This is a genomic window from Paenibacillus sp. sg306046 (genome assembly GCF_059821225.1).
The window spans coordinates 176,435-189,028 of record NZ_JCAMRT010000010.1; the positions used below are offsets into that span (position 1 = coordinate 176,435).

Genomic DNA, 12,594 nt, shown 5'->3' on the forward strand with positions numbered 1-12,594 from the left:
TGCGGTTAACTCAAATTACCCGGAGCCTTGAGCTTCAATTGTGGTATGCGGTGACTTTCCTTGAATGTTAAACGATGTAAAAAATCATAGTTTATGATAGAGTTAGGATGAGTATTTAGAACTATATTTTTTCTGTTAAGGGGGATTTATGCAAAAGCTTGAGGATTTTTTGTATGATTTTATCGGACTATTTGTCCCTGGCTTCTTTCTGGTATCGACCCTTTGGGCGACCACCGTGATATTTGTCAAGCAAGAGGTATTTCATGTGATTTACCAGACGCTGCCGTTCCATTCGGTTTTGATTACGAATCCGGGCTATCCTTTAATCAAAGCTGTTTTACAGCAGAAAAGCATCCTGCTGCTTATGCTGATCGTGGGATGCTACCTGACGGGCTTGCTGCTGTCGGTGTGCTCCCAGCAATTTTTCCGCGGCAAGCAGGGATTGGCGGCAGCCTATGACGAGAATAAAGAGCTTCAAGCCAGTGTGGAAACCAAATTATCCGTCTGGTATAAGGTTGATTGGACCAAGGTGAAGGAGCGTAATAAGTGGGTTGTCTTTTATCGCTGGGCCAACATTCTTGCTGTCAGCAAAGAAGCAAAATCAAGTCTGCAAATCTTGATCTCCAAAATGATCTTATACCGGTCCATATCCTTTGCTTTCCTGCTAATAGGCTTATACCTGGCAGGCGTGCTCGTTGCTTCCCTGATTATTCTTGATGCGGTTCCGAGTCACCCAACAGGCTTGTATACGACGATGAGTGCCGCTTTTGGTGTCATTTGCTGGGCGTCATCCCGGTTTTTATTCAAAGCGCATGAGGATACTCGCAGGATTCTTTGCAACGAAGCCCTGCTCATCTTATTCGATGTGTATAGAGGAGAGATCAGACGTGGCCGACCATAACGAGACAAGCTCTGCCGGGCAAAATATTAAGCTTGGCGAACGATTGCTTTCCGACGAAAGCCTGGCGATTGTTTTGCCCAACTGGGAGGAGGTATTGAACCAGGTACAGCAAATTCGTCAAGCCGCCCAGCAGCTGTCCGCTTACCGGAAGAAGCATCCAAATGAAGATCAGCCGGTTGATCATAATAACGTCATCAGCATACTGGGCGAGCGGGGCAGCGGTAAAAGCTCGGTCATGCTGACCTTGCTGCATAAGCTGAAAAACGAAAGTCGTAAGGATGGCCAGCTGTTGCAGGATGTATTTCTGGATATAATCGTACCTGAGATGCTGGAGGACTCGTCCGACATTCTGGGTGTCATCCTGCTTAACTTCAAATCGTATGTCGATGCCAATAAAGAGGCAATTGCGAGATACTACAACCGGGAGCGGAGCCGTCACAGAGACTCGCAGGGCGATTCCTTCAACAGCTGCTTGTTTAAGGAAAAAACGAAGCTCGACATGCTGTGGGATCAAGTGTTCAAGCTTTATATTTACCGTAAAAAGGGCTCGCAAAAGGTGATTGAGGAGCATTTTTCCGGGGTTTCCCACTACACGGAGGAGCGAAAGGAAGCGCTTGTTTCGGAATTAGAGCTGCGTGAGCGGCTCAAGGCGTTTTTCGACGAATTGATTCGCGCCTTGAATGGCTCGGATGAGGGGAAGCATCTGATTTATATTTGCTTCGACGATGTGGATCTGAATCCGAAGCGCTGCTTCGAGGTATTAAATGTCGTGCTGAAATATATGAATTACCCGAATATTGTGACGTTTGTTTCGGGGGACATCACAAAGTTTCAGGAAGACCTGGTGAGCGAGCTGCTGCAGCAGCAGCAGGGCGAACGATTTATGCACGAATATTTTGTGGAAGCGCGGACGATGCTGCAGTCGCAGCAGGAGCTGGTGTATGATTTTCTGAAAAAAATTATGCCGTATTCGCGCCGATTTGCGCTGCGCAAGCTGACCGCCGATGCCAAAATGAACTTCAAGGTCACGGATCGCGAGCTCGGTGACCCGGCGGTTCAAGCTACGCTCCGCGAGCTGATTGGCCGTTTTTTTGAGGACGGCGAGCAGCCGTACCAGTTTTCAGACCGGAAGGAGCAGGCCCATTTTTTTCTGCCCTCGTTTTTCCATATTTTTGACGATAAGCCGCGTGGTCTGCTTACTGTCTACAGCTATTTACATTCCAACGATGCGTTTTATTCGGGCAGGCCGATGCTACAGGACGGCGTCAAGCCGGAGAGCGACGAGGCCAAGAAAGCCGCCGGCAAATATTACGAGCAGCTGCTTGCCTATTACCAGAAGCTGTTTTCCATGATTATTGAAACAAACAGCGCGCTGCGGAAGCATCAAGTCTTTATATCCAGCTTGTACTCCTTGACCCATGGACGGCAGCCGGGGGTAGAGCACCCGCTCCTGATTGAAGTCCACCATGACCGGCTTCGTTTGGAGCTGACGGATCGTAGCCGCAAAATTCCCAAGGACCATCTGATCCTGATCATTCATTTTTTGTTTTTCGTCGAAAGCATCGTGAAGCGCAAAGCAAGCGCTGCCGGCGGCCGTTCGTATCGGGAATATGCGCTCGATTTGAACTACGCGCTCGGTATGGCGGACCATCAACGGCTGCTGCCTTATTCCGACGATGCGCGTATTGTGCTGGCGCTTTACTCGGAGCTGAGCCGGGTATTTGACGTCGAGCAGATGAAGCATATTTTCGATAATCGGCTTTATGTCCAGAAGTACATGGATATTATCACGGAAAAGTTTAAGGGCTACGAAATTTGGTTTTCAGAGGATACGGTTTGGCTGGATCGCCTGGAGAACTTATCGGATACCGAGGGGAATCGGTTAATTGAAATCAAGGACAGACTGCTGGAGGAGTTTAAAGAGTTTACGTTTGATTTAGGCTTGCTGGATCGGCTGTTTCCCGTTCGTTTTAAAGATAGTTCAACTAGCTACGATGAAACAGATACATATAGCCGGATGGCGCATGACATTTCTTCTGACGAAGATCGCATTAACTTTGAGCATCTATCGGTGTATTTTTATTTCATAAGAAGCATTGATGGCTCCGAGCGGTCCGAGGTGTTCAGGAAAGCGGCTCAGGATTTAAAAATATTTCAACATAAATTAACGCTTGTTGATCGTATCATGGAAAATAACCGTCTGCGTATGAGTCTAGAGCTAGGGAAATCATATGCCCAACTGAATAGCGCCAATCAGGAAACATCTGGGTCAGTTATGGAAATCGCCATTCGAAAGCTGCATGTATTCCGTACTTTTTTACAGGAAGAAATCACGTTTTTTATCAAGACCAGAAGCACACATAATGAAGCCGTTTTGAGAAACCGGGTTCAAGAAAAAAACGTGTTTCTTAAATTTAAAGCGGCGACAGAGCTGTATAAGCAATTTGCCTATGCTCCAGGCTTGGGACCGCTTGAGGACAAGAAAGCTTGGGCAGCCATTTTCGAACAACCGGATCCCCGCGTCATCCAATGGGAAGCCAGCTACCCTGACTATTACGAGCTGGGCGAAGGAACAGAGAGCAGGCAGCGTCCGACAGAGGCGCAGTTAATGTTTAATGCGGATGCGAACCTCGCTAAAGCGGCTCAGACCAAATCCGTTAACGCGTTCAATCGGCATTTGCTTATCAATTTTCACATGCTGACCTTGGATGCCGTGGATGAGCTGCTTGGAGATTTGGAGTCGTCTTACGTCGTGCTGCTGCTGCAGCAAATTCGTACAAAACTGGGAGACAAGCTTAATCTGAACGCTGACGAAGTGATCGCAGAGCAATTGGAGCACTATTTAAGTGCGATTACAGCGTTTAATTATTCCAAGCTTGCCTATATCCTTGACAACCCTAACGCTCTTAACCGTATTTATAAATGGAGAAACGAGCTGCTGAGCCAATTTGAATCGTTGCAGGCGCGATATACGGTGCAGGAGGTGGACTTACAGCAACTCAACCGTTTAATTGCCAAACTGCGCGAGGAGTCGTTGGCGGCTGAGCTTAAAAGCGTACACCGGAGGCTGCTGACGGAAGGGACTGTGTCGAAAGACTTCGTGGACAGGCTGCTGCAGCGGATGAACATGTACCTGGAAAATGAGAGCCAGAAGGATTCTTACGCCGCAATCGAATTGAAGCAGCTGTCGGAAGGGCTTATTCATGAAGCGTATAAAAGCGCGATCAGCGCAGAGGTTGAACGCATCCGCAATGAGGCCAAACGGCGGCTGTACGACATGGAGCTGGAGCAGCTGATTCAAGCAGCGGCTTACTTGTATGAGCAGCAATTGGATAGCTCATCAGGAGCGGGAGCATGATCAAGCATTTTACCGCGCTTGTGTCCAAGATGGCTACATTGCCGTTTACAGAGTTTGTATTTGTCAAGGAGCCGCTGTTCGCCAACATGCTGAAGGCGGGCGGTCAGCAGCGCTACATGCAATATGCCCATATCAAAACCTGTATTCAGCAGGAGCTGAACGGCAAGTACCATATCCGAAGTCTGGATACGTTGAATTTGTTGTTTGAGCAATACTTTCCGTTCGCGGCGTTCGCAGCCGGTACGACTGAAAACGATCTTTACTTAAAGCAGCTGCACCGGCTGACGAAATCGTTTATTACCCATCGCAATGGCAAAATAGCGTTGAAATATTGGAAAAATGAAAATGATGAGTTTTTGTTCAGAGCCTTCGAAGGGCTGAGCAAAATTGAGGTCTGGAATACGTTGTCCCGGATGTTTTGCATAGATATTCTTGTTGTGCTGTATTTGTTAAACAACGGGATGAGAAACCCTGAGTATTTGCAGGGCTATTATTGGCTGATCAATCTGGGCGACCTGCAGCTTGACAAGGTGATGGAGCGCGGGCTAGCGGAGACGCACATTCATATCAGCGCAGGCGTAAACTTTAATGTCATGTGGCATGATTTGATGAATTTGAATCAGGACACCAGCCAGACGCAATTAAAGCCGAGCTGGGGCAGTGTCGGCGATCCGGAGCTGGAGCTTTCGCTGAGAAGCTGCGGAATCATTCGCGTCCTGCTTTTCAAATATTTGGCAGCCGAGCGAAAAGGCGGACTTGAGTCTTATCTCAGAGAACAGGCCGGGCCGCGGGCGAGCCTTGGTTATGAGGATAGGGATCAGGCTGATTCGATGAATGAGCCGGAGCTGGAGGCTAGCTTGCGGGCGGTGCTGGATTGGTTTCTGAACCGCCAGGAAGCTCCGGCGCATGTGCCATTTAAAAAGCTGTATGCTTACTTGCTCAGGAATCTCGCGTTTGGGGACCGTTCCTTCACCCAGCCCAATGAAGTGATTAAGGCTATGTCGGGCTTGGAATCGCTGGATACGACCGATGAGAACATTTTTCTGTTTCGTGTGATGGCGTATTTGACGGACGAGTCTTCTCAGGCTGACCGGCTGTTTTCCGGATTATTTTGGCAGTACCTGCGGATCAAAAATGTCGTATACCAGGGCGTTACCCAAGGGAACTACCGAGAGGGTCTGGATTATTTCCGGCAATTTTTCGGCCGAGCGACCTCGTTAACCCCTAATCATTTGGAGCACGCGCTGCGGAACCAAATTTATAACAATCATCTGAAAAAGCTGGAAATTCGAGTGTCGCCGTCTGCTTCGGCGCGAGGTCAGGAAATCAAGCAGGACCTGTCGAAAAACCTCCTTATTTTTTTCCGAACCTACCGGAACATATTGCTGGACGAAGCGCTGCCCTATGAACGTATTCCGAAAATTGGCATTGTGTACCATCTGATGAAGTCGCAGGATGAAACCTTTTATGAGAAGTGCTGGTACAAGGATTCGGAGCGCAGCTCTGTGCAGTACCACAATTATTTCTATGGGAGTCTGCAAAATAAATATAACGAGGCGATTGATGCGATCAACGTACTGCGGGAAAAAATCCCGCATCTGTCCAAATATATGGTAGGACTGGATGCCGCAAGCGTTGAGCACCATACGGAGCCGTGGGTGTTTGCCCCGATTTTCAGTCGTGCGCGGGATAGCCGGACAAGCAAAATCAGGCTGCTGGATCATAAGGGGAAGATCAATACGCTTGGCTTTACTTACCATGTAGGCGAGGAATTTAGACATCTGCTGTCCGGATTGCGTCATATCGACGAAGTGGTTGAGCATTTTCACTATCATGTAGGGGACCGGATCGGTCATGGCATTGCGCTAGGGATTGACGTATCGAGCTGGTGCCGTGAGAACCCTGTCGTGTTGATGCCCAGAATTGAATATATGGAAAATCTGCTATGGCTGTGGGGACAAGCCTTCATGGATCAGCAGCCCGGCCATCAGGAGCTGGACCTGTTGGGACTGGAACGGGAAGTGATGCTGCAAGCCGAGAGCGTCTACCGTGTCATTGACGGAATTACAATGTTTACGTTATGGAAGGCGTATCAAGGCCGATTTCGGCCCTTCCAGACCGATGAGCGGTACATCCGGGAGGTTTGCATTTCTGAAACGAACCGAACAGGCTTGTGGCGTAATGAGAGCCCTTTGCCCGAAAGTCATTTCTGTAAACAAGAAGCAGCTGGCGGCAGCGGGATTTGGAACGAATCCAAGCTAATTCATGCCAATCATTGCAAATGTTTCTTGGAGCGAATGTATGAAATTATTCAAATTAACGTCGGTGAGCAAGAAGCGGCCTTATTGGAGCGCCTGCAGGTCCATTTGCGAAATAAGCTCAGCGTAAAAGGAATTGTCGTCGAAGCAAATCCGACTTCAAATCTGGCGATTTCCGGGATCGAGCGTTTATATCACCATCCGGTCATGAATTTTAACACCAATGACCTTGTGGTCAAGGAGCAGGATGGCAGCGGCTTGATTATATCCATTAACTCGGATGACCCGGCCGTTTTTAATACAAGCATCAGCAATGAGCTGGCTTACATCTTTTATTTGCTTCAGGATAAAGGGTACCCCAGGGATCGCATCCTGAGCTGGATCGAAAAAATTCGCGAGTGGGGCGTCATGACTTCCTTTATCGAGGATCGGCATATCGAAAAGCAGGATTTGCTCCGGGAGATCGAGGAAATTATCGAGCATTTAAAGTGACGGCGGGGAGTAGACGGGCAGCCAGGCAGGGCTGTATCCCTTCCATACAAATTCAAGGCCGGGATGGGGTCCCGGCCTCGTTTCATTTAACTGTTAAACGCTTAACTGTTAAACTCTAAATCGTCAGCATGGCAAGCGGCATCAGAGGCCAGACTTAATACGGGTCCCTTACGTTCAAGGTGCCGGTCGCCTTGCAGCGCGATTCGCAGAGCAGGATGAGCGTGTAGCCGTCCGTATATTTCCAGGCTTGATCCACGTGGCTGTAGTAAAAACCGACAGCGCCTGTTTCTTCGTGGTAAAGCGGCGAGCCATTGTAGTTGAGCGTTCCGCCTTTCCATTTGGAAAAATGACAAGCAAGAGGTGATGCACCATCAGGTTACCATGAACCAAGCCTGCAAAATATAGGTCATCCCTGCTATGTTATTTTTCCAGCCGGAGCGGATAACAGGTCACTTAGTGAGCTTGCCGCTTTTCCGTCGGCGCAGCAGCATATAAGCGGCAGCCAACAGGCCAAGCGCAATAATGGCATAGGCAATATTGGAATAGACGTCCATCGTATGCACGATCTGCTCCCAGGAATCGCCGACGGCTGCGCCGATATTAACGAGGACGACGTTCCAGATAAAGGTGCCGATGGTGGTGAACAGCAGAAACATCCAGAAGTTCATCCCCGACATGCCGGCCGGGATCGAGATCAGACTGCGCACCAGCGGGATCATCCGGCAAAACAGGACGGTCCAGTAGCCGTATTTGTCAAACCACGCATCGGCTTTGCGGATGTCCGCTTTGGTGATGCGCAGCCAGTCCCCCCAGCGGTCGACAAGCTTTTCCAGCCGCTCGACGTCCAGAATACGGCCAATGCCATACAAGATGACGGCGCCCAGCACCGACCCGGCCGTAGCGGCCGTGACAACGCCTGTGACCGTCAGCTCCGAGGTGGTCGTCATAAAGCCGCCAAAGGCCAGCACGACCTCGGAAGGAATCGGCGGAAAAACATTTTCCAGCGCAATCATGAATAAAATGCCTACGTACCCGTACTGCTCCATAAAGGCGGTAATCCAGCTTTGCATACAGGCCTCCTTGAAGGTAATGGGTGCGGGGTACTAGAAAAAGATAGTACTACCCGGAATCGTTTTCTTCATCCTACAATGAGGATACAACTGTCGAAACGGCGGGATTGAAGGAGAAGAGGGAAACGGGCCATGAACAAGGATCACCGCTTATCCGTCCTGCGAGAGCATGAGCGAGATTGTTATTCGATTTGTCTGCTGATATTGCGCAGCGAGCAGCTGGCGGCGCAGGCCGCCAAGCAAGCTTTGCTGCAGCTATGGCAGCATGACAGCTTTATGGGACTTGAGCCGTCGGCCCGTCCGGAGGTGCTGCGCAGCATCTCGCTGCGAGCTGCACTGGATATCCGGAGAAGCGTTGAATGCGGCTGAACCCTGTTAACTTTTGTGAATAACCGGGATGCATCCTGCACAGCCGCTGTGCATAAATAAATAACCGTTGGCAAGGCATGTCGCATGGGGCGGGATGCCCTGTTTGTCTGCGTGCGCACGGGCAGCGAGCATTGGTAAGCGGGCAAGTGCAGCGAGCATGGGCAACGGGCATGGGATAAAACGAGTCAGAGCCTCCCGGCGGCTGGTTCAAATGATCAACCGTTTGTCCACGTTCAGTAGACACATGTCTTTTATAGGGTGGACATTGACCTGTCAGCTCTCCAGTGTCTGGATGTCCATATATCGGTGTTGGCTCAGTTGCATCAACTAAATCTGGTTTTTCAGGTCGCATGCGCCTGTACGATAACAATATATATGCGTGTCCACCTTTTAAAAGACAAAACCACCCAAAAAGTCCTCTCCCGAAGGACAATTCGCGCCCGCCGAAACATCAATGTGGATCTGGAGGCTCTTGGACTAGAAGAAGCTTTGGCTTTACGGCTGAAGCCGTTGCTTTAGTTTGAGTCGTTGCTTGGACCGGGCTTGCTGCTGCTGCCGATTCCAGAGCCGCTGTCTGTTCCGATGCGTTCTCCAGCGGACGGAGTCGTGCGGCTGCTTGAACCGGCTGCTCCGCTTGGCGAGTCTGTGCTAACGGAGCTGCTGTCTATCGGCTTCTCCGTCCGAGACTGCGGCTGGCCGGTTGCACCGTTGCCTGGCACTGTGCGCGTGCGGTCCGGTGCTGCTGCGCCGGACGTGGCTCCTGCCGACTGGCCGGGCTGCCGGTCGCCAGCCGGGGAATCAGCTGGCGGAGTGGCCGCTGTATCCACGCGGTCTAGCTCGTACTGTTCCCGGCTATACTTGTAATGCCCGCGCATGGTTTGCGCAGCTTCGTCGCTCAAGCCCGCGCTTGTGGCTTCAAGCCAAGGCCGGATGGCCGTCAGCTCGCCTTTGCCGCTGGAGGAGAGGGCGTCGGCTTCGACGTCCAGCACCTGCTGCAGCGAGCCGTCCTGATGGACGAGCAGCAGTAGGTATCTCGCGCTGCGCCGGGCGGACGCTCCCTCGACCAGCAGCAGCTTGCCGCCGTCTGGCGCGCTAAGCTCGGAATAGCGCACAGCGCCCTTTTTCACAGCGGGACTTAATTCGGCTTCATGCAAGCTGGCGCTTCCGTCTTCGGCAAGCTGCGCCAGCAGCAGCTTCGTGCCTGCGCTATCCAGCGCCGCAGCCTGCGGCAATGTGCCTGGCGGCTTCAGAGCCGTGACAGCCGTCAGCTTGCCGGAGGCTGGCACTCCGGCAGCGGTGAGCAGCTTCTGCGGATCGCCGGCCAATTGGCGAAGCTCGGCAGTCTGCAGCTCCTTGGCGGTGTCGCGGTAAACGCCGATGGCCCGGTACAGGGCGACGGCTTCTTCGAGTTTGCCGCTTGCGGAGAGCGAGGCTGCTCGCTGAAGCTTCCCCGTGAAGACGGAATCTATGTACACTTGCAGCTTGCTGCCGGGCCCGGCCCACGCAGGATAAGCTTTGAGCTGGCTTGCTGCATCGACAAACTTGCCGATTTCCTGCTTTTCCAGAATCGACAATGTGCCCAGCGCCAGCTTCTCCAGCTTGGGAGCGACCCAATTCGCGTCCCAGCCAGCCCGTTCGTAGAACAAGCGAAGCTCCTCGCCGAGCTTCCACACGTCACCATAGGCTTTTGTTCGCGCGAGCTGATCCAATCTGGCCGTGTCGCGTGCTTGCAGCAAGCTGTTGATCGTCTTGCGTTTAGCCGCATCTCCGCCATAGTAAGCGGGCGGAATGCGCATCAGCTTGAGTGCAGCGTTGCTGGTATCGTCGGCGACTTTGGCTGTGCTGATTTGCTTCTCAGCCGTCTGGCGCAATTTGGCGAAGGCGGCGGTTAGCTTTTCTGTCAGCGCTGCCTCCTGCACAGCCTGCCCGAACCGCGCTGCATGCTCTGTTCCGGAGCGGCTGATCGCTTCGATCGCGGTCTGCAGGTCGGCGTCCGCCTGAGCCAGCGCCGCCGCATCGCCTGCGGCATCGCCTGCGGCGATCGCTGCGGACAGTGTGGCAATCGTCCGCGTCATATGGACGACCGGCTGCAGCTCGGCAAGCGCAGCTTCGACGTCCGGCTTGCGGTAATCGAAGCCGGGCATGGAGGCGGCTTGCCTGTACAACGCCTCGGCTTCTGCCAGTTGACCGGCGGCGTGCAGCGTCCGAGCCTGGTCGAAGGCGCGTACCGTTTGCAGCGCAAGGTACGATTTCCAGCCCGCCGCAAGCAAGGTAACCGCAAGCAGCAAGGCTGCAGCCTGCCTGAAACGGTATGCACGTTGATACGTAAAACGACTCACAAGCGTTCCCGCCTTTGCTAAAATTAAGGGTAATGCTTTCGCGTATGAAGAGACTAAAGGACAACTTGCCGCACGTAATGCCCGGCATTCAGCCGTATATCGTGTCGGCTGTTCGATCCACGTATCCAAGTATGCACGTATGACAACCGTCGCGAAGACGGTACGGTCATGGGTTGTGTCCGGACCATGGGTTCGTTAGTTTAGTCGGTTATTGCGGATCATCCTGCGGGTCATCAGACGAGTCGGTTCTCCAGCTCGTATCCGCAGCCTGGCGCTTGGTGTGAGCGTTCCGAGGCTCCGGGGCTACGCGATCGCTGCTGCTCGCCTCCGTTTTTGCAAGCGAGTCCGTTATCCCATGCGAGTCCCCGTCCGCCCCGTGGAGAACAGGAGGAGCTGCCGCTCCCGTTTCCGCACCGACAAGCGTCTGGGCATCCGGCCCCGCCCCGGCATAAGCTGCAGGCTGAGCGTTCTCCGGCCCCGCCCCGGCATAAGCTGCAGGCTGAGCGTTCTCCGGCCCCGCCCCTGCGTAAGCCGCAGACTGAACGCGCTCCGGCGTCGCAGCGGCATATGCGACGCCGCCGGAGCGGCGGCTGGCCGACTGCTGCACGCGCTCATACAGCTGAGGATGGTCGGCTGCAAGCTCAGAAGCCAGCTGCTGCAGCCGGCCAAGCCGTTCCTCCGGCAGCTGGTCGATGTAATCGAGCACCAGTGTGCGGTATTGCAGCAGGTGGCTTTTGATCCGCAGGGCCGCTCCGGCGGCAGCGGTCAGCACCTCGGCCCCGTACGGCAGCCGTTCCAGCTCGCTGCGGTATTTGACGGCGTAGTCGATGACAGGGCGTTCGATGAGCCGCGGCTTGACCCGTGCAACCTCCAGCAAGTAGGCGGTAAAATCGGTGTCGAACCGGTTCGGGATCAGCGTGGTCAGCTCCAGCTCCATATCGCTGCGCAAAATAAAGCGGTTCAGACACATCAGCTTGAGCAGCCGGATCGGATTGTCGCGGATGAAATGACCGATTTCGCGGAACCGCTCGTAAGCGGACTTGAAGTCCTCCTCGCGCAGGGCGGCTTCGGCTTTGTCGATATCCTGCAGCAGTCCGTGACGAATTTTTTCATGCTCTTGCAGGAGTAGGCGGGACAACGTGCGTCTAAAGATATAGGGCGCGTAGATTTTGCGAAGCTTGGCGTATAACGCGATTAAGATCAGCCCGGCGGCCAGCGCAGCGGCCATCTCGGTGAAGCTGCGGGCGACAATCACTCCGGCAGCGGCGAGAATGCCAAGCACGAGCATGTCGGTGTAGCCGCGCTGTCGGGTAACGGCTTCCGCAGGCTGCGGCACATTCAGCCAGGCATCGGAGGAACCGCAGCCGGGACACGCTTCAGGCTCCAAGCAAGTGTACGCGCCGCAGCGCGAGCATTGCCGGAGCCGCTGAAACAAATGGTCCGTGCGGATCGTCTTATTGAAGCGGACTGGTTTTTTCGGATTCATGGGTTCCCTCCGTAAATCGGTTGGTCAGATCACGGTCGATTTGGGCGAGCGAGATGTCACTTTTTTTGATGTAGACGAAGGTCAGCAGCCGGACCCCTGCAAACAAGGCAGCCGCCAGCAATACAAGCAAGGTTAACATAAATACCTCCCGGATCGCTCGGCTGGAGCGCAATATTTAGCAAATCTTAAGGAATTTTTAAGTGGCGGTTTAAATTAGGACCAGATAATATATATAGTTACTAGGTGACGGGCAACATTTCGGGCAACCGCGTATTCATTGTACAACGTACAGCCGTAACCGGCAAAATAAGACATAATCGG

The 12,594-nt window shown here is 52.9% G+C and carries 8 protein-coding genes; 4 read left to right on the forward strand and 4 right to left on the reverse strand.

Annotated elements, in window-relative coordinates:
* Positions 1-148: 148 nt before the first annotated feature.
* The 3 genes from AC6ROY_RS12710 to AC6ROY_RS12720 are packed head-to-tail and all read left to right on the forward strand — an operon-like array spanning position 149 to position 7,009.
* Positions 149-901, forward strand: coding sequence for a hypothetical protein (locus AC6ROY_RS12710; RefSeq protein WP_500100849.1), 753 nt, complete (start codon positions 149-151; stop codon positions 899-901).
* Positions 888-4,259, forward strand: coding sequence for a hypothetical protein (locus tag AC6ROY_RS12715; protein ID WP_500100851.1), 3,372 nt, complete (start codon positions 888-890; stop codon positions 4,257-4,259). The genes AC6ROY_RS12710 and AC6ROY_RS12715 overlap by 14 nt, the downstream gene beginning before the upstream one ends.
* A complete protein-coding gene (locus tag AC6ROY_RS12720) occupies positions 4,256-7,009 on the forward strand; it encodes a hypothetical protein (protein WP_500100853.1) in 2,754 nt (917 codons plus the stop codon). The genes AC6ROY_RS12715 and AC6ROY_RS12720 overlap by 4 nt, the downstream gene beginning before the upstream one ends.
* A 449-nt stretch (positions 7,010-7,458) precedes the next feature.
* On the opposite strand, the gene AC6ROY_RS12725 is transcribed toward AC6ROY_RS12720, so the two are convergent.
* Positions 7,459-8,079, reverse strand: a complete 621-nt coding sequence (locus AC6ROY_RS12725; RefSeq protein ID WP_500100854.1) for a DedA family protein — start codon at positions 8,077-8,079, stop codon at positions 7,459-7,461.
* 132 nt (positions 8,080-8,211) lie between these two features.
* Here AC6ROY_RS12725 and AC6ROY_RS12730 point away from each other — a divergent pair, with 132 nt between their 5' ends.
* Positions 8,212-8,448, forward strand: coding sequence for a hypothetical protein (locus AC6ROY_RS12730; protein ID WP_500100855.1), 237 nt, complete (start codon positions 8,212-8,214; stop codon positions 8,446-8,448).
* Between the two features lie 515 nt (positions 8,449-8,963).
* Here AC6ROY_RS12730 and AC6ROY_RS12735 read toward each other — a convergent pair.
* From AC6ROY_RS12735 to AC6ROY_RS12745, 3 genes are all read right to left on the reverse strand, one after another.
* Positions 8,964-10,787, reverse strand: a complete 1,824-nt coding sequence (locus tag AC6ROY_RS12735; protein ID WP_500100856.1) for a hypothetical protein — start codon at positions 10,785-10,787, stop codon at positions 8,964-8,966.
* A gap of 208 nt (positions 10,788-10,995) precedes the next feature.
* On the reverse strand, positions 10,996-12,273 hold the full coding sequence (locus tag AC6ROY_RS12740; protein WP_500100857.1) for a hypothetical protein: 1,278 nt from the start codon (positions 12,271-12,273) through the stop codon (positions 10,996-10,998).
* The gene (locus AC6ROY_RS12745; protein WP_500100858.1) at positions 12,242-12,412 is read right to left on the reverse strand and encodes a hypothetical protein; all 171 of its coding nucleotides are present in this window, start codon (positions 12,410-12,412) and stop codon (positions 12,242-12,244) included. The genes AC6ROY_RS12740 and AC6ROY_RS12745 overlap by 32 nt, the downstream gene beginning before the upstream one ends.
* Positions 12,413-12,594 lie beyond the last annotated feature (182 nt).

What these genes read in the sequence shown, in the direction of transcription:
- AC6ROY_RS12710 (WP_500100849.1), top strand. Translation starts at nt 149, where the DNA reads ATGCAAAAGCTTGAGGATTTTTTGTATGATTTTATCGGACTATTTGTC.
- AC6ROY_RS12720 (WP_500100853.1), top strand. Translation starts at nt 4,256, where the DNA reads ATGATCAAGCATTTTACCGCGCTTGTGTCCAAGATGGCTACATTGCCG.
- AC6ROY_RS12725 (WP_500100854.1), bottom strand. Translation starts at nt 8,079, where the DNA reads ATGCAAAGCTGGATTACCGCCTTTATGGAGCAGTACGGGTACGTAGGC.
- AC6ROY_RS12730 (WP_500100855.1), top strand. Translation starts at nt 8,212, where the DNA reads ATGAACAAGGATCACCGCTTATCCGTCCTGCGAGAGCATGAGCGAGAT.
- AC6ROY_RS12740 (WP_500100857.1), bottom strand. Translation starts at nt 12,273, where the DNA reads ATGAATCCGAAAAAACCAGTCCGCTTCAATAAGACGATCCGCACGGAC.
- AC6ROY_RS12745 (WP_500100858.1), bottom strand. Translation starts at nt 12,412, where the DNA reads ATGTTAACCTTGCTTGTATTGCTGGCGGCTGCCTTGTTTGCAGGGGTC.